The sequence below is a fragment of the Bradyrhizobium sp. CIR48 genome (assembly GCF_014198315.1).
In the GTDB taxonomy this organism is placed as follows: Bacteria; Pseudomonadota; Alphaproteobacteria; order Rhizobiales; family Xanthobacteraceae; genus Bradyrhizobium.
The window spans coordinates 398,753-420,229 of sequence record NZ_JACIHG010000007.1 but is presented as its reverse complement, the minus strand read 5'-3'; the positions used below and the strand labels follow the sequence as shown (position 1 = coordinate 420,229).

At 64.9% G+C, this 21,477-nt stretch carries 20 protein-coding genes; 9 read left to right on the top strand and 11 right to left on the bottom strand.

Annotated features, from left to right (window positions below):
* The first annotated feature begins 50 nt into the window (after nucleotides 1-50).
* From GGD66_RS23570 to GGD66_RS23550, 5 genes are all read left to right on the top strand, one after another.
* Nucleotides 51-1,007 (top strand): helix-turn-helix domain-containing protein, encoded by a 957-nt coding sequence (locus GGD66_RS23570; protein WP_183259121.1) that lies wholly within the window; start codon nucleotides 51-53, stop codon nucleotides 1,005-1,007.
* 92 nt (nucleotides 1,008-1,099) lie between these two features.
* On the top strand, nucleotides 1,100-1,336 hold the full coding sequence (locus GGD66_RS23565; protein WP_183259120.1) for a hypothetical protein: 237 nt from the start codon (nucleotides 1,100-1,102) through the stop codon (nucleotides 1,334-1,336).
* A 113-nt stretch (nucleotides 1,337-1,449) separates the two neighbouring features.
* Nucleotides 1,450-2,475 carry an aldo/keto reductase gene (locus GGD66_RS23560; RefSeq protein WP_183259119.1) on the top strand — a complete coding sequence of 342 codons (1,026 nt, stop codon included), beginning with the start codon at nucleotides 1,450-1,452 and terminating at the stop codon, nucleotides 2,473-2,475.
* A gap of 137 nt (nucleotides 2,476-2,612) precedes the next feature.
* Nucleotides 2,613-4,034: an MFS transporter gene (locus tag GGD66_RS23555; RefSeq protein WP_183259118.1), complete on the top strand. Its 1,422-nt coding sequence runs from the start codon at nucleotides 2,613-2,615 to the stop codon at nucleotides 4,032-4,034.
* Between the two features lie 129 nt (nucleotides 4,035-4,163).
* On the top strand, nucleotides 4,164-4,613 hold the full coding sequence (locus tag GGD66_RS23550) for a PEGA domain-containing protein (RefSeq protein WP_092257699.1): 450 nt from the start codon (nucleotides 4,164-4,166) through the stop codon (nucleotides 4,611-4,613).
* A 73-nt stretch (nucleotides 4,614-4,686) separates the two neighbouring features.
* Here GGD66_RS23550 and clpA read toward each other — a convergent pair whose 3' ends face one another.
* Together clpA and clpS are read right to left on the bottom strand one after the other, a co-directional pair.
* On the bottom strand, nucleotides 4,687-7,095 hold the full coding sequence (gene clpA, locus GGD66_RS23545) for an ATP-dependent Clp protease ATP-binding subunit ClpA (protein WP_092257702.1): 2,409 nt from the start codon (nucleotides 7,093-7,095) through the stop codon (nucleotides 4,687-4,689).
* A gap of 282 nt (nucleotides 7,096-7,377) precedes the next feature.
* Nucleotides 7,378-7,710 (bottom strand): ATP-dependent Clp protease adapter ClpS, encoded by a 333-nt coding sequence (gene clpS / locus GGD66_RS23540; RefSeq protein WP_026202494.1) that lies wholly within the window; start codon nucleotides 7,708-7,710, stop codon nucleotides 7,378-7,380.
* A 483-nt stretch (nucleotides 7,711-8,193) separates the two neighbouring features.
* Here clpS and GGD66_RS23535 point away from each other — a divergent pair, with 483 nt between their 5' ends.
* Nucleotides 8,194-9,555 carry a TadE/TadG family type IV pilus assembly protein gene (locus tag GGD66_RS23535; RefSeq protein WP_092257705.1) on the top strand — a complete coding sequence of 454 codons (1,362 nt, stop codon included), beginning with the start codon at nucleotides 8,194-8,196 and terminating at the stop codon, nucleotides 9,553-9,555.
* 74 nt (nucleotides 9,556-9,629) lie between these two features.
* On the opposite strand, the gene GGD66_RS23530 is transcribed toward GGD66_RS23535, so the two are convergent.
* The gene (locus tag GGD66_RS23530; protein WP_183234518.1) at nucleotides 9,630-9,968 is read right to left on the bottom strand and encodes a phasin family protein; all 339 of its coding nucleotides are present in this window, start codon (nucleotides 9,966-9,968) and stop codon (nucleotides 9,630-9,632) included.
* A gap of 389 nt (nucleotides 9,969-10,357) precedes the next feature.
* Here GGD66_RS23530 and GGD66_RS23525 point away from each other — a divergent pair, with 389 nt between their 5' ends.
* Nucleotides 10,358-12,196 (top strand): D-alanyl-D-alanine carboxypeptidase, encoded by a 1,839-nt coding sequence (locus GGD66_RS23525; protein ID WP_092257708.1) that lies wholly within the window; start codon nucleotides 10,358-10,360, stop codon nucleotides 12,194-12,196.
* A 219-nt stretch (nucleotides 12,197-12,415) separates the two neighbouring features.
* On the opposite strand, the gene GGD66_RS23520 is transcribed toward GGD66_RS23525, so the two are convergent.
* The 4 genes from GGD66_RS23520 to GGD66_RS23505 form a co-directional block, all read right to left on the bottom strand.
* On the bottom strand, nucleotides 12,416-13,144 hold the full coding sequence (locus GGD66_RS23520; RefSeq protein WP_018321151.1) for a DnaJ domain-containing protein: 729 nt from the start codon (nucleotides 13,142-13,144) through the stop codon (nucleotides 12,416-12,418).
* Nucleotides 13,145-13,208: 64 nt separating this feature from the next.
* On the bottom strand, nucleotides 13,209-13,958 hold the full coding sequence (locus GGD66_RS23515; RefSeq protein ID WP_183259117.1) for a VWA domain-containing protein: 750 nt from the start codon (nucleotides 13,956-13,958) through the stop codon (nucleotides 13,209-13,211).
* Between the two features lie 133 nt (nucleotides 13,959-14,091).
* Nucleotides 14,092-14,952 (bottom strand): alpha/beta fold hydrolase, encoded by an 861-nt coding sequence (locus tag GGD66_RS23510; protein WP_183259116.1) that lies wholly within the window; start codon nucleotides 14,950-14,952, stop codon nucleotides 14,092-14,094.
* Nucleotides 14,953-15,305: 353 nt separating this feature from the next.
* Nucleotides 15,306-16,229 carry a division plane positioning ATPase MipZ gene (locus GGD66_RS23505; RefSeq protein ID WP_018321154.1) on the bottom strand — a complete coding sequence of 308 codons (924 nt, stop codon included), beginning with the start codon at nucleotides 16,227-16,229 and terminating at the stop codon, nucleotides 15,306-15,308.
* Nucleotides 16,230-16,509: 280 nt separating this feature from the next.
* Between GGD66_RS23505 and panC the strand changes: the two genes are divergently transcribed.
* Entirely contained in the window at nucleotides 16,510-17,361 is an 852-nt protein-coding gene (gene panC, locus GGD66_RS23500) for a pantoate--beta-alanine ligase (protein ID WP_183259115.1), read from the top strand.
* On the opposite strand, the gene GGD66_RS23495 is transcribed toward panC, so the two are convergent.
* The 4 genes from GGD66_RS23495 to GGD66_RS23480 form a co-directional block, all read right to left on the bottom strand.
* A complete protein-coding gene (locus GGD66_RS23495; RefSeq protein WP_183259114.1) occupies nucleotides 17,358-17,798 on the bottom strand; it encodes a DUF1489 family protein in 441 nt (146 codons plus the stop codon). The genes panC and GGD66_RS23495 overlap by 4 nt on opposite strands.
* Nucleotides 17,799-17,840: 42 nt before the next feature.
* Nucleotides 17,841-18,830, bottom strand: a complete 990-nt coding sequence (locus GGD66_RS23490; protein WP_183259113.1) for a hypothetical protein — start codon at nucleotides 18,828-18,830, stop codon at nucleotides 17,841-17,843.
* A 159-nt stretch (nucleotides 18,831-18,989) separates the two neighbouring features.
* Nucleotides 18,990-19,193, bottom strand: a complete 204-nt coding sequence (locus GGD66_RS23485; RefSeq protein WP_018321158.1) for a hypothetical protein — start codon at nucleotides 19,191-19,193, stop codon at nucleotides 18,990-18,992.
* 306 nt (nucleotides 19,194-19,499) lie between these two features.
* Nucleotides 19,500-20,162 carry a glutathione S-transferase family protein gene (locus GGD66_RS23480; protein ID WP_092257723.1) on the bottom strand — a complete coding sequence of 221 codons (663 nt, stop codon included), beginning with the start codon at nucleotides 20,160-20,162 and terminating at the stop codon, nucleotides 19,500-19,502.
* A gap of 122 nt (nucleotides 20,163-20,284) precedes the next feature.
* Here GGD66_RS23480 and GGD66_RS23475 point away from each other — a divergent pair, with 122 nt between their 5' ends.
* The gene (locus GGD66_RS23475; protein WP_183259112.1) at nucleotides 20,285-21,001 is read left to right on the top strand and encodes a DUF599 domain-containing protein; all 717 of its coding nucleotides are present in this window, start codon (nucleotides 20,285-20,287) and stop codon (nucleotides 20,999-21,001) included.
* Nucleotides 21,002-21,477 lie beyond the last annotated feature (476 nt).

Sequence of the window (21,477 nt, the reverse complement as noted above, 5' to 3'; positions counted from 1 at the left end):
GGATCTGCGCCAACATGCGATTTCGCTGGATGTGAAAGGGAGGCCTGCCGATGCCAATCCAGTTCACGACGGACGGCAGCCCCGGCTACCGGCGGCTCGCCCTCTGGCAGGACATCGTCTGCGACGTCTTCGTCGGGCTCGACTGCAAGTCCGATCTCGGCAGCGCCTTTCGCGGCTCGGTGACGCAAATCCCGCTCGGCAAGGCGGTGTGCTCCGAGGTCTGCTCCGACCGCCAGCATGTGTTCCGCACGCCCTCCCGCATCGCGCGCTCGGATCAGGATTTCGTCCTGGTCGCGCTCGGCCATCGCGGCGATGGCGGCGTGGTGCAGGACGGCCGTGAGACCGTGGTTCATCCCGGCGAGTTCGCGCTCTACGACACCACGCGCCCCTATGAGCTGAAGTTCAACGACGCTTTTACGCAGACCATCTTCAAGGTGCCGCGCGAGATGTTGCAGCGCCGGCTCGGCGGCACGGAGACGCTGACGGCGATGTCGTTTGGCACTGAGGCACCGCTCGAGCGGCTCGCCTATGATTTCATCTTCCGGCTTTGCCAGAGCGCCGACCGGCTCGCCCCTGGCAACGCCGCCGTTCTGTCCGAACAGGCGGTCGACCTGCTCGCGATGGCGCTGAGCGAGCGGCTCGGCAAGACGTCGCTGCCATCTTCGACCCATCGCTCCGCGCTGATCTACCGGCTCAAGGCGCATGTCCGCGCCCATCTCGCCGACCCCGACCTTTCATTGCCGGAGGCCGCCGCCGCGCTCGGCATCTCGCCGCGTTATGTGAATGATCTTCTCGCCGACGAGCAGACCTCGTTCCAACGTTACGTCCTCGCCGAGCGCCTTGCGCAGTGCCGGCGCGACCTCGCCTCGCCCATGCTCGTCCATCGCCACATCAGCGAGATCGCTTTCGCCTGGGGCTTTAACGACCTCTCGCATTTCGGCCGGGTCTTCCGCGAGCATTTCGGGATGTCGCCGCGCGACTTCAGGCAGAGCCAGCTGCGGCACTGAGCAGCCATCTTCGCAAGCCTTCGTCCTGGACGAAGGCAACGCTCGCCAATTCCAGATTGTCTTGTGTTGCCGCGGGGATCAGGCTGCGACGCATGAGGACTCAGGCCACGATCAGCGGAACGGAGCTGTTACTGAGCGTCATCGCGATCCATCTCGCCGTGCTGGTCGTGGTGGGATGGGGTTTGACTCTCCTGCCGCAGCAGACGCGCAATCGAGAGCTCGGCTGCGCTCTCCCATCCCAGGCAAGGGACGAGGCGAAACTTTCGGCGAAGATTGTCGGCCCGCACATCGTTGATGCCGCGTTCGACGACATGCTTCGGCACGATTAGGGCGTCCGAGCAAGGCCGGTATGTGAGCGCGTGATAGGACAAGGCACCCGCTTGCGCTAACCTCAGCGCCAAGGCGACAACGATCAATCAGCGGCCAGCCGAGGAGCATATCGATGGAATACCGACGCTTGGGCCGGTCAGGCCTCATGGTGCCCGCTTTGAGCCTTGGCACCGGCACGTTCGGCGGCGTCGGCCGCCTTGCCGCGTGGGGCACGACCGACGCGACCGAGGCGCGGCGCCTGCTGGACATCTGCCTCGAGGCCGGCGTGTCGATGTTCGACACCGCGGACGTCTATTCGCTCGGCGAGTCCGAACGCGTTCTCGGCGAGGCCATCAAGGGCCGCCGCGACAAGGTGCTGGTCTCGACCAAGGCCACGTTTCGCTTCGGCGACGGCCCCAACGACATTGGCTCGTCACGGCAGCATCTGCTCGCAGCCATCGACGGTTCGCTGAGCCGGCTCGGCACCGACTACATCGACCTGTTCCAGCTCCACGGCTTCGACGCCTTCACCCCGCCCGAGGAGGTGCTCGCGACCCTCGATACGCTCGTGCGCGCCGGCAAGATCCGCTATGTCGGCGTTTCGAATTTTTCGGGCTGGCACCTGATGAAGTCGCTCTCCGTTGCCGACAAGCACGGCTTTCCGCGCTACGTCGCCAACCAAACCTATTATTCGCTGATCGGGCGCGATTACGAATGGGAGCTGATGCCGCTCGGCCTCGACCAGGGGCTGGGTGCCGTGGTCTGGTCGCCGCTCGGATGGGGACGCCTCACCGGCAAGATCCGCCGCGGCCAGCCGAAGCCCGAGGTGAGCCGCCTGCCCAAGACCGCCGAGTTCGGCCCGCCGGTGCCGGACGAACACGTCTATCGTGTCGTCGATGCCATCGACGAGGTCGCCAAGGAAACCGGCAAGAGCGTGTCGCAGATCGCGCTGAACTGGCTGCTGCAGCGCCCGACCGTGTCGACGCTGATCATCGGCGCGCGCAACGAGACGCAGCTGCGCGAAAATCTCGGCGCGGTCGGCTGGTCGCTGACCAACGACCAGATCGCCAAGCTCGACGCCGCGAGCAAGGTAACGCTGCCATATCCCTATTGGCACCAGCGCACGACCTTTACCGACCGCAATCCGCCGGCGGTCTAGCGCAAGAATCTTTGTGTTTGCCGAGCCGTTACGAGTGCTTCCGTTGCGGGAACTGCGGAAAGCCTGACGGGTTGCCGTCAATCCGGCAATTTCCTATTCGGAGATGAAACACGGCTCGAATCAAGCGCGCCTCCATCATGTCGTCCGCCCCCATCGAGCATGCCGACGGCCTGCCGCAGCCGCAGCGCAACCAGGCGGTGCTGACCATTGCGCTCGGCATCATCATGGCGGTGGTCGACAGCGCCATCGCCAATGTCGCCCTGCCGACGATCGCGGCCGACCTCGACGCCAGTCCAGCCTTCTCGATCTGGATCGTCAACGGTTACCAGCTCGCGATCACGATCTCGCTGCTGCCGCTGGCTTCGCTCGGCGAGATCGTCGGCTATCGCCGCGTCTATCTGGTCGGGCTGGTGCTGTTCACGCTGGCGTCCGCCTTCTGCGCGCTGGCGCATACGCTGCCCCTGCTCACGATCGCGCGCATCATCCAGGGCTTTGGCGCGGCCGGCATCATGAGCGTGAACGCGGCGCTGGTGCGCTTCACCTACCCGCGCAGCCAGCTCGGCCGCGGCATCGGGCTCAACGCGCTCGTCGTCGCCTTCTCGGCCGCCATCGGCCCGACGCTCGCCGCAGGCATCTTGGCGGTCGGAAGCTGGCCGTGGCTGTTCGCCATCAACGTGCCGCTCGGCGCGGTGACGCTGGTGCTGGGCCTGCGCAGCCTGCCGCACACAAAGCCCGCCAGCCATTCGTTCGACTGGCAGAGCGCGGGGCTTTCGGCGATCACCTTCGGCGTCGGGATCGCGGCCGTCGACAGCGTCGGTCATGGCGAGGCCGCCATCACCTGCCTCGTGCAGTTCGCCATCGCCATCGTCGCAGGCGCGCTGCTGATCTGGCGCGAAACCCACATAACCTCGCCGCTGCTGCCGGTCGACCTGTTGCGCATCCCGGTGTTCGCGCTGTCGATCGCGACCTCGATCGCCTCGTTCTGCGGGCAGATGCTGGCCTTCGTCGCCATCCCCTTCTACCTCCAGAGCCGCTTCGGCTATTCGGCGGTCCATATGGGCCTCCTGATCACGCCATGGCCGATCGCCGTGGCGTTCGCAGCGCCCCTCGCCGGCCGCCTGGTCGAGCGTTATCCGGCCGGCCTGCTCGGCGGCATCGGCCTCACGCTGTTCGCCTGCGGCCTTGCCGCGCTCGCCTTCCTGCCCGCAGACCCCGCACCGTTCGACGTGATCTGGCGCATGGCGTTGGCGGGCGCCGGCTTCGGTCTGTTCCAGACGCCCAACAACCGCACCATGATCGCTGCCGCCCCGCGCGAGCGCGCAGGCGGCGCCAGCGGCATGCTGGGCACGGCACGCCTGCTCGGCCAGACCACCGGCGCCGCGCTGGTGGCGTTGTTGCTCGGACGGTATCCGGTTGAGGGGACCAGGCTGGCGCTCCTTGCAGGCGTCGGGTTTGCACTCTGCGGCGCGGTGCTGAGCATGCTGCGGCTGTCTCCGGTTGGCGCGCGCGGCGCCGAACACGTCCGCGTGCAGGACGATCAGCGCCTGCGGGGCGACTGACGGAGCCCCACGTCCAGGTACCGGCCATTCCCGTGCACAACCGCTGCGTGGCTTAACTATCCGGACCAATGACCTATTGCCCTCGCGCTCCGGTTGCGGTTGATTGGCGCGGGGAATAAGGGGCACTTCATGCGTTCATTGGGAATTGTGGCGCTCAGCGTCATGCTGGGCGGCTGCGCGTCTGTGACGCGCGGCACGACCGAAAACATCAGCATCTCATCGACACCGTCAGGCGTGGAAGCCGTCGTCAGCGGAATGGAAGTTCCGACCACCTGCACGACGCCCTGCTCCGTGGTCGTCAAGCGGAATGCCGACATTTCGATCACCTTCCAGAAGGAAGGCTACGAGCCGCAGATCGTGCCGCTCAGCCGGGACGTACAGACATCAGGGGCCGCGGGCTTCGCCGGCAATCTCCTGCTCGGCGGCGTGGTCGGCATGGGCGTCGATGCCGCAACGGGGGCGGCCACCGATCACAAGCCCAATCCGGTCATCGTGACGATGCAGCCGTCGGTTCGCGCACGGCCGGCCGCGCCGAAGAAGCCACGGCCGCCTGCGGCCGCACCCGAAGCCGGAACGTAGGGGCTCTCACCCAGCCACAGAAACAAAAAGGCCGGCTTTTCAGCCGGCCTTTTCAATTCTCATGGCGTGCCGATCAAGCCTTGACCAGCGGGCCCTTGGAGGTCGGCCCCTTCGAGCCGCCGGGGCCGCCCGGCTTGGACTTGCCCGGCGGGCGCTTGCGGGTGCCCGGGAGCTTCTCCTGCTTCGGCGTGACCGGCCCCTCGACGTATTCGAAGCCGATCTTGTCCTTGGTCTCGTCAGCCTCGTCCTTGACCAGGATGACGCGAACATGGCCGCCGCCCTTCAGCTTGCCGAACAGCACCTCGTCAGCCAACGGCTTCTTGATGTGTTCCTGGATCACGCGGGCCATGGGACGTGCGCCCATCTGCTCGTCGTAACCATGCTGGACCAGCCAGGCCTTGGCGGGCTCGGACAGCTCGATGGTGACGTCGCGGTCGCCGAGCTGGGCTTCGAGCTGAAGCACGAACTTCTCGACCACGGTGCCGATCACCTCGACGCTGAGATGGCCGAACGAGACGATGGCATCGAGACGGTTGCGGAATTCCGGCGCGAACTGCCGGTTGATCGCCTCGTGGTCGTCGCCTTCCCGCTTCGAGCGCGTGAAGCCGAACGCCTGCTTGGCGAGATCGGAAGCCCCCGCGTTCGTGGTCATGATCAGGATCACGTTGCGGAAATTGACCTGCTTGCCGTTGTGGTCGGTGAGCCGGCCGTGATCCATGATCTGGAGCAGCACGTTGTAGAGATCGGGATGCGCCTTCTCGATTTCGTCGAGCAGCACCACGCAATGCGGATGCTGGTCGACGCCGTCGGTGAGCAAGCCGCCCTGGTCGAAGCCGACATAGCCGGGAGGCGCACCAATCAGGCGCGATACGGTGTGCCGCTCCATGTATTCGGACATGTCGAAGCGCAACAGCTCGACGCCGAGGCTTGCCGCCAGCTGCTTTGCAACCTCGGTCTTGCCGACGCCGGTCGGACCCGAGAACAGGTAGCAGCCGATCGGCTTCTCCGGCTCGCGCAGGCCGGCACGCGCCAGCTTGATCGATGCCGCGAGCGACTCGATCGCCTTGTCCTGGCCGAACACGGTGCGCTTCAGCGTCTGCTCGAGATGCTTGAGCACCTCGGCATCGTCCTTCGAGACGCTCTTCGGCGGAATCCGCGCCATCGAGGCGATCGTGGTCTCGATCTCCTTGATGCCGATGGTCTTCTTGCGCTTGTTCTCGGCCACCAGCATCTGCGCCGCACCGGACTCGTCGATCACGTCGATCGCCTTGTCCGGCAGCTTGCGGTCGTGGATGTAGCGCGAGGAGAGCTGAACCGCGGCCTCGATCGCCTCGTTGGTGTACTTCAGCCGGTGGTAGTCCTCGAAGTACGGCTTGAGACCCTTGAGGATCGCGATCGCGTCCTCGACCGTCGGCTCGTTGATGTCGATCTTCTGGAAGCGCCGCACCAGCGCGCGGTCCTTCTCGAAGTGCTGACGGTATTCCTTGTAGGTGGTCGAGCCCATGCAGCGGATGGTGCCCGAGGCCAGCGCCGGCTTGAGCAGGTTCGAGGCATCCATCGCCCCGCCCGACGTCGCGCCGGCACCGATCACGGTGTGGATCTCGTCGATGAACAGGATGGCGTTGGGATGCGCCTCGAGCTCCTTCAGCACTTGCTTCAGGCGTTCTTCGAAGTCGCCGCGATAGCGCGTGCCCGCGAGCAGCGTGCCCATGTCGAGCGAGAACACGGTGGCAGCCGCCAGAACTTCCGGCACCTCGCTGTCCACGATGCGCTTGGCGAGGCCCTCCGCAATCGCGGTCTTGCCGACGCCGGCTTCGCCGACGAACAGCGGGTTGTTCTTCTGCCGGCGGCACAGCACCTGGATCGCACGGTTGATCTCGGAGTTGCGTCCGATTACCGGGTCGATCTTGCCGTCGCGCGCCTTCTTGTTGAGGTTGACGCAATAGGTCTCGAGCGCCTCGCCCTTCTTCTTGGCGTCTTCGGCACCCTTGGTCTCGGTCTCCTCGTCGACGCCGCGCACCGGCCGCGCCTCGGAGACGCCAGGCCGCTTGGCAATGCCGTGGCTGATGTAGTTGACCGCGTCATAGCGCGTCATGTCCTGCTCCTGCAGGAAATACGCGGCGTGGCTCTCGCGCTCGGCGAAGATCGCGATCAGCACGTTGGCGCCGGTCACCTCTTCACGACCGGAGGATTGCACGTGAATCACGGCGCGCTGGATCACGCGCTGGAAGCCGGCGGTCGGCTTGGCGTCGTCGGCGCCATCGGTGACCAGATTCTCGAACTCGGTCTCAAGATAATTAACCAGGCTCGTGCGGAGCTTGTCGAGATCGACACTACAGGCGCGCATGACGGCGGCTGCATCGGAGTCGTCGATCAGGGAGAGCAACAGATGCTCGAGCGTCGCGTATTGGTGATGACGTTCGTTTGCGATCGCCAGTGCACGATGCAGGGATTGTTCAAGGCTTTGGGAAAAAGTCGGCATTCGCGTCCTCTATGGCCCCCACCATCATGGTCGTGATCGCCCGGTCAGGCAACAACAACCTTTGTCACATATAGTTATACAAGACCGCCGCGAAAGACCGGTTCCGCGACTCCGGCAGCGACACACCCGCGGTATTTTCGATGCAAAACCCGTTCCGATTTGGGCAGACTACCCATTTGGGCAGGGTTGACGCCGGCGCCGAAGTTCACCGGATCATGCAGCAGGATGTGCTGCCATCACACGCCGCGCGAACAGAACCACTCTAAGGAACGCGACCGGCGACTATTTCTTTTCCATCACGCATTGCAGCGGATGCTGGTGCTTGCGGGCGAAATCCATCACCTGCGTTACCTTGGTCTCGGCGATCTCGTAAGTGAACACGCCGCACTCCCCGATGCCATGATGGTGGACGTGCAGCATGATCTTGGTCGCGGCCTCGATGTCCTTGTTGAAGAACTTCTCCAGCACGTGGACGACGAACTCCATCGGCGTGTAGTCGTCGTTCAGGATCAGCACGCGGTAGAGGTTCGGCCGTTTGGTCTTGGGCTTGACCTTGGTAATGACCGAAGTGTTCGGACCCGAGGGGTTGCCCGAACGGTTCTCGTCATTGCTCATGCGAGGAGCGTAGGCAGCGGCTGGGGCGGACAGGTCGAGTCTGGAAGTCAATTGCGGCATGGCTCAGGCGTTCAAATTCCCCATGGAAGCGAATGGCAGTCGCCGCACGACCCCGCCCTTCGGAGCCTGGCGCAGGCGCGCCGCCTTGTTGGATCGCCGCTCCCGACAATCCGGTCCAAGCCGGATCGTTCGCCAGCAATATGGGCCTGCCCCCGGCCCGCCGCAAGCGTGCAAAGGTCCGGCCGATGCGGCCACAGCAGTCCCGATTCCCGGTCCGGGCGATCGGGAGCAAGGTTAAACAATCCGGACCGATTTGACAAAAATTTCGCCCCCGCGCGTTTAGAACATGTTGACCAGGAACCCCGGCTGTTAACCCGGCTGCGGCGGTTTCACGCGGGTCGCTCCGGTTTTCTACGGTCCAATTTACCTGCCGTTCAATGGCGTGGCGCGAAATCGGGCAAAACACAGATTTCGGGGATCGTCATGTCTCGCCCGCCCCTCGTCAGCCGCCTTGGTCGACTATTCGCCCGCTTTGCAGCGGCCGAGCAAGGCAATATCGCCGTGATCTTCGCCATCGCGCTGGTCCCGGTGCTGAGCTTCGTCGGTGCCGCGATCGATTATAGCCGCGCCGCCCAGGCCCGCGCCTCCATGCAGTCGGCCCTCGACTCCACCGCGCTGATGCTCTCCAGGGACCTGTCGGCCGGCACGATCACGACGTCGCAGATCAGCAGCAAGGCGCAAACCTATTTCAATGCCCTGTTCACCAACACCACGACCCTGCCATCGGTCACCGTTGGGGCCACTTATACCGCGAGCACCAGCATCGGCTCGACGATCCAGCTCACCGGAACCGGCACCTACACGACCAGCTTCATGAAGATCGCCGGCTTCCCGACACTCGGCATCGACACCACCTCCACCAGCGCCTGGGGCCTGACGCGCATGCGCGTGGCCCTGGTGCTCGACGTCACGGGATCGATGGCCGACGACGGTAAGATGCCGGCCATGCAGACGGCCGCGAAGAACCTGGTCGACCAGCTCAGCACGCTCGCCAAGACCAACGGCGACGTCTACATCTCGGTGGTTCCGTTTTCCAAGGACGTCAACGTCGGCAGCAGCAACTATGACAAGTCCTGGATCGACTGGAGCGACTGGGAAGCGGTGAATGGCAGCTGCAGCGACAATTGGTACAAGCAACAGTCGGGCTGCGTCAGCGCGGGCAAGACGTGGACGCCGAAGAACCACAACAAATGGACGGGATGCGTCACCGACCGCGATCAGGACTACGACACCAAGAATACGACTCCGGTTATCAGCAACTCGTCGACGCTGTTCCCGGCGGAGCAGTATTCGTACTGCAATTCCAGCAATTCGGCCTACATCCAACCGATCATGCCGCTGAGCTACGACTGGTCCGCGCTCAAGACGCTGATCGGCAATCTGGTCCCGACCGGCAACACCAACCAGGGCATCGGCCTCGCCTGGGGCTGGATGACGCTCTCGACCGGCGATCCCATGAACGCGCCGGCCAAGGACACCAACTACACCTACAAGGACGCGATCGTCCTGCTCTCCGACGGCATGAACACGCAGAACCGCTGGTACAGCGACTCCTCGCAGATCGACGCGCGGGAGAAGAAGCTGTGCGACAATGCCAAGGCCCAGCCCAACAACATCACGATCTACACGGTGCAGGTGAACACCGGCACTGATCCGACCTCGAGCGTGCTGCAATATTGCGCCAGCAGCGCCGACAAGTTCTATCTCGTCACGTCGGCCAGCCAGACCGTTTCGGTGTTCAAGGACATCGGCACCTCGCTGTCGAAGCTGCGCGTGGCGCGCTGACGGATCGAGCGCGTGCAAACAAAAAGCCCGGCTGGTTCAGCCGGGCTTTTCGATTCCAGGACGTCCTGAAAAATTTACTGAGCAGCCGGGGTGAACTTCGACACGATGGTCTCGACCGGCTTGAACGCCTGCTTGGCGAGGTCGTTGTAGAGGCCGGCGATCTTCTGCGATTCCGCAACGAAGGTCTCGTAGGAGGAACGGGCGAAATCGGTCTGCGCTTCCATGGCCTTGTCCAGCGACTTCACGCCGGAAAGCTTCTCGACGAAGGACTTGGTGTCTTCGAACGACTTCTTCGTATAGTCGCCATAGGCGCTGGCGATCGCCTGGAGGCCGTGCTGCACCGAGGTCGCGGAGGCGACGTACTGCTCGAAGTGCTCTTTCCCGTAGTTCTGAAAGTCTTCAACCTTGAACATTTCGGAATCCTTTTCCCTGGCTCTCGTCGGGAAGCCCCGGCTCCCTGACTCTGCCCACAATTAGTGCAACGCACAAAAAAGTCAAGAATCTTTGTGCGACGCACAAATTTGGACTCACTTCGCGGAGATTCCCGGGGTTTCCCGCAAGGGTTCTTTAAGCATTTGGAAACCGCGGGCCCCTACCCTGATTCCCTGGACGTGTTCAGCTTCCGCAGACGGTCAAAAGCCGTTTGAGACCATCACCTTAGCCAGAATAGCGGTTCAGGCCCAACGTCCCCCGCGGCGAACACCAGCGGAGGGACAGCCTGAGCAGGTAATGATCCCGGGTCCATTGGGCACAATTTCGCCTCACGAGCCGGTGATCAGTTGAGAAACGGGGACGGGGTTCCATGCTTCGTAAAAACTTGTCTTCCTCGCGCTTGGCGCGGGTTGGCGTTTTCGGGCTTCTTACGGTCACCACCGCGGTCATCTTCACCACCGATGCCGCCGAGGCGCGGCGTCATCGCCGCCATTACGCGCACCACCGGGTGCAGCGCGATGTGTCCGAGAGCTCCAGCCCGAAATTCGCGTCCATCATCGTCGACGGCAATTCCGGCGCGGTGCTTCAGTCGAACGCCCCGGACGGCATCCGTCACCCCGCCTCGCTCACCAAGATCATGACGCTCTATCTGCTGTTCGAGCGTCTCGAGTCCGGCAAGATGAAGCTCGACACCGAGATGCCGGTGTCCCAGCACGCCGCCGATCAGGATCCGACCAAGCTGAATTTGCGTGCCGGCCAGACCATCCGCGTCGAGGACGCGATCAAGGGTCTCGTCACCCGCTCCGCCAACGACGCCGCGGTGGTGATCGCGGAAGCGATCGCCGGCGACGAGGACGACTTCGCCCAGATGATGACGCGCAAGGCGCGCTCGCTCGGCATGTCCAAGACGGTGTACCGCAACGCCAACGGCCTTCCCAACGACGAGCAGGTCACGACCGCGCGCGACCAGGCTACGCTCGGCCGCGCCATCCAGGAGCGCTTCCCGCGCTACTATCGCTATTTCGCGACCGCGACCTTCAACTGGCGCGGACAGTCGATCCGCAACCACAATCACCTGCTCGGCAATGTCGAGGGCGTTGACGGCATCAAGACCGGCTACACCCGCGCCTCCGGCTTCAATCTCGTGACCTCGATGCGCCGCGGCAACCGTCATCTGATCGGTGTCGTGCTCGGCGGCCGCAGCGGCGGCTCGCGCGATGCGATCATGCGCAACCTGCTCGCGGAGAATCTTGAGAAGGGCGCGACCACCCACACCGTCGCCGCGGTCACGGAGCGCAACGGCGCTGACGCCAGCACCGAGGTCGCCGATGCGTCGCCTATCCCGGCCCGCGCTGTTCCGCAAGTTCAGGCCGCTTCTGCCCCTGCTCCTGAAGCCGCTCCGTCGCGTCTGGCCGCACGCCTGTCGACGCTCGCGGCTGCGACTGCCGCGGTGCCGCCGACGCAGCCCAGGTCCGAAGCCAAGCCTGAAGTTCGGCCGACGGAATCCAAGATCGAGCCGGCGCCGCTCACCAATGGCGTGATCTCGAGCCAGCCGCTCTCGATCATCCCCGGCTCGTCCGAGCCGATGAAGCCGGTTCGGGTCAAGACGGTTCAGGTCAAGGCCGGCGCCGTGAAAGTCGCCTCCGCTGCCCCTGCTCAGGTCGCACCGCCGGTCACCAACGCCATTTCGTCCCGTTCCGACGTCGCGGAAACCTCCACCGCCGTCGTCGCCCGGGCCGATCTCATCAACAAGCCCGAGGTCGTCAGCCAGCCGGAAGCGCCGAAGGCCGAGGTGGCGCGCACCGAGCTGCCGCGGCAGCCGGCGGGCTTCGGCACCGGCAACGGCATCCTCGGGGTGCTGCCGGCCGCAACGGCTGCCGCGCCCACCCCGGCCGCTCCGAAGCTCGCCTCCGCCGATCCGATGCCGGTCCAGATGAGCGCCACCACCAAGCCGGTCGTCACCCACAGCGGCTGGATCGTCCAGGTCGGCGCGCTCGAGAGCGAGAACGAAGCCCAGCAGCGCATCGACGCCGCGCGCAGCTCGGCCCGCGGCCTGCTCAGCAAGGCCGATCCGTTCACCGAGGTCGTCGCCAAGGACAATCGCAAGCTCTATCGCGCCCGCTTCGCCGGGCTCGAGCGCGACCAGGCCGAAGCCGTCTGCCGTACCCTGAAGCGTGCCGACATCTCCTGCATCACCGTCCGCAACTGATCTTTCGCAACGCTCCGATCAAAATGCCCGCGCTGTGCCGCGGGCATTTTTGTTTTTGGCGGGTCTCGATGCCAGTTCCGCGACAACTTCTCGTCAAGGATTTACGGTTAAAACTTTACTCAAGAGATCAACCACGCCGACAATGGCGGGTGTCAGGGCGACGGCAGACAGAGCAAGCGGAGCTCACGCGGTACGGGCGTTTGTAGCGTGGTGCCGGAGTTAGCCGTTATGCGTACGAAGCAGAGTATCCTTGGCCTCGTTTACACGGGCAGCGAGGTAGTTCGACCCCCCCTGGTCGGGATGGAGTTTCTTCATCAGGGTCTTGTGGGCCCGGCTGATGTCGTCACGCCCCGCCCCCGGCTGCAAGCCAAGGATCTGGTAGGCCTCCTCCGCCGTCATTTTGCCGCTCGCCGCCGTGCGGCGCTGCCCCCCTGCCGCATCGCTCTGCGCGTTCTGACGCCAGGCGGGAAACCGGCGGTCCAGATAGCTTTCAAGTAAGGCCACGCTCTCGGCGTCGAATGTCGGGACCATGGCCAGCAGGCTAGCGAGATCGAACTCGCCGAGATCGCGCCCGGCGTGAGGCCCGGCGACGATCTGCCCGCCGAGCTGGCCAGAGCCGTGGTCGAGCCGCATATCCAGGAATTGCGAGCGCACGCGTGAGGACTGCCCTGACGCGGGCGCAGCACCACCGCCGCCGAACAGCCCGCCGACATTGCCGAAGCCGGCGTTTGCCAGCGGTGTCCAGCCCAGCAGGCCGGCGCCGAAAATCCCGAGCGGGATCGCCACCACCAGTTCGCCCCGCAAGCCCGTGAAGGCTGCGACCGCCAGCGCCACCACGCCGCCACCGAACCTGATGGCCCTCGCCAGCACCGCTGGGTTGGCGGCTCGGAACATCTGGAGCAGCAGATAAAGCGTGATAACAGCGACAGCGCCGGCGATCAGGGTCATGACCGGAATATAGTCGCCCTCGCGGCAAAATGCATGGCATACGCCTCGCCGCGATGCCTGAGCGCTATTTCATCTGGCCGATCAGCCTGGCCGCGCCGCTCGCGGTCTTCGCCAGTTTCAACAGGGCCTCGCGACCGCCGGCGGCATAGGCCGCAGCGGCCCGCAGCAGCTCGCGCAACTGCGCCGCCGCGCCCGGATCGAAGCGGCACCAGGCGCCACCCGTCAAGCGCGCGATCTCGCGAAAGGCTTGCTCGGCGACGGCATCATGACCTTCCTGAAACACGAACACGGGCACTTTGAGCATGCCGAGCTCGCCGGCCTTGGCGCAAAGCTCGTCGACCTTCTCCTCCATGGCATCGCCGACGAAGACGACGGCGCGCACGCCCGATGCGACCGCTTCGCGCCGCGCCTCGGTCAGCACCTTGCCGATCTGGGTGTCGCCGCCGCGGCAATCGATCTTGCTCATCAACGCCGCAAGCCTGGTGCTGTCGGAGATCCACCCCGTGGTGCGGCACTCGTTGAAGCCGCGATAATAGACCAGGCGGATGTCGAGACTGCCGAGCGCGGTGGTCTCGCGAAACATGTCGGCCTGCAGCGCGCAGGCCATGTCCCAGGTCGGCTGCCGGCTCATGGTCGCATCCAGCGCGAAGATCAGCCGCCCCTTCGCGCCCGGCGCATGCGGTGACATCGCCTGCGCCTTGGTAACGAAGGCGGCGATGTCTTCCGCAGTCGACGTTCCGGCCTGCGGCACCGCGCGGCCTACCTGCGCCGAGACGGCATCGCCGCTGCGCGGTTTGATGGGTTCGCCCGACATGCCTTGACCCTGCGTGGGCAGCTAATGTGGTTAGCGCAAGCTGCCCGGTCAATGTGCAAAGCCCCCGCCGGCAGAGGCTGGCGGGGGCTTTGCAGATCGTGGCTGACGATGAGGGACCGTCAGGGAGAAGACGTCAGCTCTTGGCAGGCCCCATCAAGGCGACCGGACCGGGCTCCAGGATATTGGGCGGCGAGGATTGCGTGTCGACCGGCGCGATCTCGCTGTCGGTGGCGCTCAGGAATTTGTCGAGCATGCCCTGGATCGAGTTCTTGGCGACATCCGGACCGGTGTCGCGCATGTCGTTGTGCTGGAATTCGGTCTTCACGACCTGGATACCCGCCTTCTCGCATTCCTCATCCGTCGGGATCACGCCCGCATCGGCCTTGAACTGCGGATCGGTGGAGCGGAACGACAGGATCTTGAACTTGCCGGCGGTGACGAAGGGCACGCGCAAATTGTCGAGCGTGACGACCTTCTTGACCTCATCCGGATACTGCTTGGCGAAATACATGGTGATGTCGCCGCCCATGGAATGGCCGACCATGGTCACCTTGTCGTAGTCGGCGTTGGGCTGAACCTTCTTCATCTCCTGCACGGCGAGATGGATGTTGGCGACACCGCGCAGGATCTGCGGCAGCCGGCCGACATAGAGCTCGCCGGGCTTGGTCACCATCGGAGGATCGGTCGGCAAATCGTGCTGCGGGCTCATGACCATGTAGCCGCGCGCAGCGAAGATGTTGGCGAGGAAGCCGTACTCGGTGTTCTTGACGGTGTTGCCGTGATTGATCACTGCGACCGGCAGCGTGATCATGCCGGCATTGGCCTGCATTTCCTTGTCGCGACGCACCGCGACGTCGACGGGCACCGGGCGATTGTCGCGCGAGGCGTCGTAGAAGGTAATGGTCTCATGCTTGATCGCCCACTTGCTCGCCGTGAAATAGGCGATGCCGCAGAGAGCACTGACCGAAACCAGAACGGCAATTCCACGCTTCATTTTCGTCCTCAGCCTCAGGCTCTTGCGGCCTGAATCCCTGTTGAAAATCGTGTTCTTCCGGGGCTCTTCGGCCCCTTGTCGCCTATTCGCTAATATATGTCACAGGCGCGTGACAGGAAGGCCAAATATTGTGAACCGACAGCCCTTTCATTGTGCGCCGCACACGTTTTATGGGCATCCCGTCCTCGCCAGGCTACGTCAGGGTGTACTTCACCATCCGACGCAACCGGTCTCAATTGGGTTCAATTTCAAGGTCAACGTAAGGTGAAAACGGCGAAACGCGGCTGCAGTTCCCTGGAGAGCCCGGCCCTCAGATCGATCGGATCGATCGGAAGTAGTGACATACCGCCGGCTCAGGCGCCGAGGATGTCGTGGACCTCGAGCGGCTTGTCGACCTGGTTGAACCACTCGGCCCGGTTGGCGGCGCGGCGGCGGCCGCGCTCGTCCAGCGGCAGCTTGAGCTGGCGGAGCAGGCTCGTCACCTCCTCCCGTGCGGTGAGATGGCCGAGATTGGGGCGCATGCCGAGCGTGGCCTCGTCGATCTCGTCGAGCGCGGTCAGGCCGCGCGGGAAAAATTCGCGATAGACGACGCGTTCGGCGAAGCCGTCGACGTAGCGGAAGCCGAGCCGCAGCGACAGATCCTTCAACCCCTCGGCGACGAGCTGCTTGTTGCGCGAGCCGAGCATCGACAGGCGGTTGCGCACGACGATCCAGTCGGTGGTCGAGCCGTCGAGCTGGCGGCGCTTGCGCCTGACGTCGCGCACCATCTCGGCGTAATGGCTCTCGCCCGTCACCGCGTAGTTGGCGGGATCGACGGTGCCGAGCACGTCGAAATCGAGGAAGCTGTCGTTGATCGGCGTGACCAGGGTGTCGGCCATCGAGTGCGCCAGCCGCATCAGATAGCTGTCGGTGCCCGGCGTATCGATGACGATGAAGTCGAAGCTGCTCTCGACTGCCGAGACCGCCTCCATGAACTGCTGGAACTCGGAATTCTCGTTCTCGGCGATCTGCATGGTCTCGCCGAGCTTGATGCAGCGATGCACCGGCAGTTCGAGGTCGAGCTTGGTGCGGCGCGCCCAGGCAGAGCGGTTGCCGATGTAGCGGGTGAAGCTCTGCTGACGGCAGTCGAGGTCGATGGTAGCGACGCGCTGGCCCGCCTTCAGGAGCGCAACCGCGATGTGCAAGGCGGTGGTCGACTTGCCGGAACCGCCCTTCTCGTTGCCGAGCACGACTACATGCGCCGAGCCGGATTGGCCTTGGCTAGCCTGCACAAGCATGGCGATCCTCAACACCCCTGATGAATATCTTCGAGTTGGCCGCGTCTGCGGTCAAGTGAAATGCGTGACAGGTAATGCAAATCGTATTGCGCCGTTCTTCATGAATCGCGGCGTCGTCTTTCGTCTGTGATCCAGCCACAATGTCGCGACATCGCGCGCGCCTTGCGCGGGATGCTGTGCCGCATCCGGATGCATGGCGTCCACGATCGCCGCTTGTTAAGGTTAGTCGCCCTTGGCGCCAAGGTCATGCCGCGCCGATTCCCAACCCTGTCGAGTCCTGATGTCAGCAAGCCCCTTGATCGCCCGCACGGTCCCAACCTTGCGCCGCGCCGTCGACAATCTCCGCAAGCGAAAAGCCACGATCGCGCTGGTCCCGACCATGGGGGCCCTCCATGACGGGCATGTGTCTCTCGTCCGCCTCGCCAAGCGGCGCGCCAGCCGCGTCATGGTTTCGATCTTCGTCAACCCGACCCAGTTCGCCCCGACCGAGGATTTCGGTGCCTATCCGCGCACCTGGAAGGCCGACATCGCCAAGCTCGCGGCCGAGGATGTCGATATCGTCTGGCACCCCGGCGTCGCGGCGATGTATCCGGAGGGCTTTGCCACCCGCATCATGCCGGAGGGACCGGCGCTCGCCGGCCTCGAGGACCGCTTCCGCCCGCATTTCTTCGGCGGCGTCGCCACCGTGGTCGGCAAACTGTTCACGCAGTGCCGGCCGGACTTTGCGATCTTCGGCGAAAAGGACTTTCAGCAGTTGCGGGTGGTGTCGCAGATGGCGCGCGACCTCGACCTCGGCGTCAAGGTCGTCGGCTCCCGCACCGTGCGCGAGCGCGACGGGCTCGCGATGTCCTCGCGCAACGTCTATCTGTCGCCCGAGGAGCGGCAGACCGCCCCCGTCCTCTACCGCGCCATGAAGGACAGCGCCGGCCGCATCCGTGCCGGCGAAGCCGTTGCGTCGGCCATGAAGCGTGGCGCCGCGACGATCGAGGCGGCCGGCTTTGCGCTCGACTATTACGAGGCGCGCCATGCCGAGACGCTGGCGCCCCTCACCTCGCGCAAGGACGGCCCGTTGCGGATCCTGGTCGCGGCCAAGCTCGGCAACACCCGGCTGATCGACAATATCGCGGTTTAGAGCAGCCCGAGATCGCGCAATTCGCGTCGCATCGGCTCCGGCATCGCCGCGATCGAGCCGGCGGCGGACTTGCCGAGATCGGCCGGCACGGAATCATCAGTGAGATAGCGCCAGCCCTGGAACGGGCGCATCGGCCGCGGCGACACCGAGACCACTTTCGGCTGCATCACGATCCGGCAGCGGCCGATGCCGTCCTTGTCGCGGAACGGCTCGATGCCGATGATCTTTTCCCGCGCGGCGATCTCGCCCTTGATCACCCAATAGAGCGACCCGCCCGAGAGGATCTCGGCATCGCGCTTGGGGACCATGCGGGTGATGTGGATGTGACGTTGCGGCAGACCCTTCTTCTTGGCGGTCTGCATCCGTTCGGCGATCCACTCCTTCAATTCCTTGACGGAGTCGCAACCGACGGCGAGCTTGATCAGATGTAGCGGCATGCCCAAGCATTAGCCGGGCAGCACCGCATTTGGAATGCCGATCTACTCGTTATCCGCAGCCGCGGGCGCGGCCGCCGAGGCTGGCGGCGGAGCGAGCGGAACCGGTGCTGCCGCGGGAGCACGCGCAGCCTTCGGGGCCGGCGGCTTCTTCGCGGCCGGTGGTGCGGCAGCCTGTGCCGACGTCGTGGCAGGCGCGCGCGGTGCCGGCGCTGCGTTCGCGGCGGCGGGCGCCGCCTGACGCGTCGTCGCCGTGGGCTCCGGATTCATGATGCTGACTGGCGGCGTCGACGAGGCGCTCGGGAACTCAGCGCTGGTCGGCTTGCCCGTCGGCATCGCGGGCGGCAGCCCGGCAAGCGCGGCCGTGGCCGGCATCCCCTGCGCCGTTGCAGGCGCGTTCCAGGTTGGCGCGTAGCGCGCGACCAGCATGTCGTAGAGATGGGCGTCCATGTTGGCGGCGACCCGCTGCTGGTCGGTCAGCGAGCGGAACGCGGCGCAGTCGAACTGCGTGCAGCCGTCGCGCACGACCAGCACCTGCGCGACGAGGCCGTAGCGATCGTGCTCCAGCGCCTTGCGCAGCACCTTCATGTCCGTCGTGAGGCTCTTCTCGGCGGTCGCGGCATCACCGAGCGCGGTCAGCCGGTCGATTCGGGCCGCGGTGTAGGAGACGGCGGCAGCCGCGGCATCCGGCGAGCCGAACAGCGCCTTCTCGCAGCCAATGGCGACCGCATCGCCGGCGAGATCGTCGAGACAGGACAGCGCCGGCAGGCTCGCGATGACGGCACCTTGCGCGCGCACTTCGGTCGGAGCGTCCTGCCCCGCCGGTCCATAGACGCGCACGGTGGCAGCTCCGGCGATCGCGATGGACAGCAGCGTGATCACGGTCAGCGCGCCGTTGGCGACCGACCTATCGGCGCGCAGCAGCGTGATCAGCAGGATCAATCCGAAGAATCCGGCAGCCGCCAGCGTCATCCACATCGGAAAGGCCGGCGAGCGCCAGATTTGGTCGAGCGAAGTGGCCCATGCCCAGTTCATGCGCGACGTCCCCTCACGCGAGCAGAGAGCGAATGGTCAAGCGAGCACCGCGAGTCGGCAACTGCCCCCGAGGCCCACCTTGCGAAGGTGAAGCGGGCCTTTTGACGGCGGCAGGACACAATTCCGCAGAGGGCGCGAATGCGCGGGGAGCGTCGGTCTTCAGGAGAGCGCGAGCTGGCTTTCCTTGGCGACACGTTCGAAAGCTTCGGTCGAGCTCTTGATCCGGTACTGGCAGTCGTCGCCGTCGGTCGGCAGCAGGCGGATGACCTCGTACGAGCCGCTGGCAGCAGGGCGCGCGACGTTGCTGGCCGTGAACAATACGCGCGTTCCAATCGGGAATTTGTGCTTCAACACCCTCTCCATCACTCAAACAACGCCTGCCTCGCCCATGGTCCCACTGCGACGGCCGGCCAGAAACCCAGGCGCTGTATAGCACGCGACCTGCCGTTTTGGCCAGCGCCATGCCACCATGGCAAGCGCGTAAATCCTGCAGTCTTTTCAGAATGATAGGGATGGAACCGGCCGGTCGATGATACCGCCGGGGCCGCATGTTCAGGCGGCATGTCGCAGGGCCGGTCGCAGCCCGAATGGCATATGGCGCCAGTCAATGTCCGGAACGTGAGCGCCGCCGGCCGGCACACAGCCAGCGGCCTCGTTCGGACCGACCGGTCAGGCGTCCTCGAACTTCGCGATGACAAGGGTTTCGGCCAGCCCGTCGCGGGTCCATTCCTGGAACGCCGGCAGCGCCATCATCGTCTCCATGTAGGCCTTGGTGTCCGGCGCGACGTCGATCGCGTAGGTGCGCAGGCGATGCACCACCGGCGCGTACATCGCGTCGGCCGCGCCGAAGCGGCCGAACAGGAACGGACCCTTGGCACCATAGCGCGTGCGGCATTCGCGCCAGATCTCCTCGATGCGCGCGACGTTGGCCTTGGCGTCGGCCGACAGCGTCACGGGGCGGATCGGCCGATGCAGGTTCATGCCGCATTCGTTGCGCAGCGCCACGAAGCCGGAATGCATCTCGGCGCACACCGATCGGGCATGCGCGCGCGCGGCGACGTCGTCGGGCCACAGCTTCACCTCCGGATAGCGCTCGGCGATGTATTCGATGATGGCGAGCGAATCCCACACCGTGACATCGCCGTCGACCAGCACCGGCACCTTGCCGGCACGGCTGAAGGACAGGATCTGCTCCTTGTCCGCGGGATTGTCGGTGTAGAGCGGGATCAGCGTCTCCACGAACGGGATGTCGTTGGCGCGAAGCGCGAGCCATGGCCGCATCGACCATGACGAGTAGTTCTTGTTGCCGATCGCGAGTTTCAGCGCAGCCATGTCATCAGTCCTTCCCGAGACGCTTTGAAGCGAGCCGCTTTTAACGCCATCGCGTGCCGCCAATCAATCGTTGCCGCATCCTGCCATGCGTGGCAATCGTGGCGGCTTGCGAGGAGAGAGAGATGAGCAGGCATTGGGTCGACATCACCGCGGTCGGCTTCTTCATCATCGAATGGCTGGTCTATGCCCTGACGCTGGAGCATTCGGCCTACGGCCGCGACAGCCTGTCGGCGCGCATGAACCGCTATCGCGAGGTCTGGGTGCGCCGGCTGCTCGACCGCGAGACGCGCATGGTCGACATGCAGATCATGGCCTCGCTGCAGAACGGAACCGCTTTCTTCGCCTCGACCAGCCTGATCGCGCTCGGCGGTGCGCTGGCGCTGCTGCACGCCACCAACGACGCCATCATGATTCTGAGCAAGCTGCCGATCGACCTCAGCACGTCGCCGGCGATGTGGGAGCTGAAATGCGTCGGCCTCGTGCTGATCTGCGTCTACGCCTTCTTCAAATTCGCCTGGTCCTATCGCCTGTTCAACTATGTCGCGATCCTGTTCGGCGGCATGCCCCCGGCCGAGCGGCGCGACACGCCGGAGGCGGAAGCCCATGTCATCCGCACCACGCGCCTGTTCGAATCCGCCGGCCGCCATTTCAACCGCGGCCAGCGCGCCTTCTTCTTCGCGCTCGGCTATCTCGGCTGGTTCGTCAGCCCCTGGCTGCTGTTCGTGACCACGGCCGCCGTGGTGGTCGTGACCTGGCGCCGGCAATTCGCATCGAGCGCATGGGCGGCGATGGCACCGGAGGTGGTGGATGGCGCGGAGAAGATGAAGCGCGGTCATTGAGGCACGTGTCCCGGACAAGCTGCAACGCGCAAGCGTTGCGGCGCAGAGCCGGGACCCAGGGCAACACGGCGCGATGCGGATGGATGGCCCCGTCGAACCGGACGATGCTTCGCATCGCCGGGATAACGCTGCGCTGCGTCCGGGGCACGAGAGCGGAGTGTGGCGCACGCTGTCTCCACTTGTCATTGCGATGCTCCAGTGCACATCCCAGCGGCGCTGCCGTAGGGTGGGCAAAGGAGCACTTGCGCCGTGCCCACGATCTCCGTCCATAAGCGACAAGGCGTGGGCACGCTGCGCTTTGCCCACCCTACGAGATCGAGCTTGTGGCACGTAGCTCAGCTCGCAGACACGACTCTTCGGCCTCGCGGCGCAATTCGCCCGAGCTTTGCTTGGTCTCGCGACCCTCTCATCCAAGAGGGCGCAGGGAAGGCCGGGTGCCAGCGCGCACCCGCGGTCCGCTGCGCGAAAAGCACGCG

Excerpts from the sequence above, each read along its gene's own strand:
- GGD66_RS23520 (WP_018321151.1), bottom strand. The coding sequence starts at position 13,144 with ATGACCCTGATCGCCGGCGCTGTCGCTGTTATCACGCTTTATCTGCTG.
- GGD66_RS23555 (WP_183259118.1), top strand. The coding sequence starts at position 2,613 with ATGTCGTCCGCCCCCATCGAGCATGCCGACGGCCTGCCGCAGCCGCAG.
- GGD66_RS23550 (WP_092257699.1), top strand. The coding sequence starts at position 4,164 with ATGCGTTCATTGGGAATTGTGGCGCTCAGCGTCATGCTGGGCGGCTGC.
- GGD66_RS23495 (WP_183259114.1), bottom strand. The coding sequence starts at position 17,798 with ATGCCGCTACATCTGATCAAGCTCGCCGTCGGTTGCGACTCCGTCAAG.
- GGD66_RS23480 (WP_092257723.1), bottom strand. The coding sequence starts at position 20,162 with ATGGCTGCGCTGAAACTCGCGATCGGCAACAAGAACTACTCGTCATGG.
- GGD66_RS23490 (WP_183259113.1), bottom strand. The coding sequence starts at position 18,830 with ATGAACTGGGCATGGGCCACTTCGCTCGACCAAATCTGGCGCTCGCCG.
- GGD66_RS23565 (WP_183259120.1), top strand. The coding sequence starts at position 1,100 with ATGAGGACTCAGGCCACGATCAGCGGAACGGAGCTGTTACTGAGCGTC.
- GGD66_RS23560 (WP_183259119.1), top strand. The coding sequence starts at position 1,450 with ATGGAATACCGACGCTTGGGCCGGTCAGGCCTCATGGTGCCCGCTTTG.
- GGD66_RS23510 (WP_183259116.1), bottom strand. The coding sequence starts at position 14,952 with ATGAAGCGTGGAATTGCCGTTCTGGTTTCGGTCAGTGCTCTCTGCGGC.
- GGD66_RS23535 (WP_092257705.1), top strand. The coding sequence starts at position 8,194 with ATGTCTCGCCCGCCCCTCGTCAGCCGCCTTGGTCGACTATTCGCCCGC.
- GGD66_RS23570 (WP_183259121.1), top strand. The coding sequence starts at position 51 with ATGCCAATCCAGTTCACGACGGACGGCAGCCCCGGCTACCGGCGGCTC.
- GGD66_RS23530 (WP_183234518.1), bottom strand. The coding sequence starts at position 9,968 with ATGTTCAAGGTTGAAGACTTTCAGAACTACGGGAAAGAGCACTTCGAG.
- GGD66_RS23505 (WP_018321154.1), bottom strand. The coding sequence starts at position 16,229 with ATGCTTGTGCAGGCTAGCCAAGGCCAATCCGGCTCGGCGCATGTAGTC.
- clpS (WP_026202494.1), bottom strand. The coding sequence starts at position 7,710 with ATGAGCAATGACGAGAACCGTTCGGGCAACCCCTCGGGTCCGAACACT.
- GGD66_RS23525 (WP_092257708.1), top strand. The coding sequence starts at position 10,358 with ATGCTTCGTAAAAACTTGTCTTCCTCGCGCTTGGCGCGGGTTGGCGTT.
- clpA (WP_092257702.1), bottom strand. The coding sequence starts at position 7,095 with ATGCCGACTTTTTCCCAAAGCCTTGAACAATCCCTGCATCGTGCACTG.
- GGD66_RS23475 (WP_183259112.1), top strand. The coding sequence starts at position 20,285 with ATGAGCAGGCATTGGGTCGACATCACCGCGGTCGGCTTCTTCATCATC.
- GGD66_RS23515 (WP_183259117.1), bottom strand. The coding sequence starts at position 13,958 with ATGTCGGGCGAACCCATCAAACCGCGCAGCGGCGATGCCGTCTCGGCG.
- GGD66_RS23485 (WP_018321158.1), bottom strand. The coding sequence starts at position 19,193 with ATGGAGAGGGTGTTGAAGCACAAATTCCCGATTGGAACGCGCGTATTG.
- panC (WP_183259115.1), top strand. The coding sequence starts at position 16,510 with ATGTCAGCAAGCCCCTTGATCGCCCGCACGGTCCCAACCTTGCGCCGC.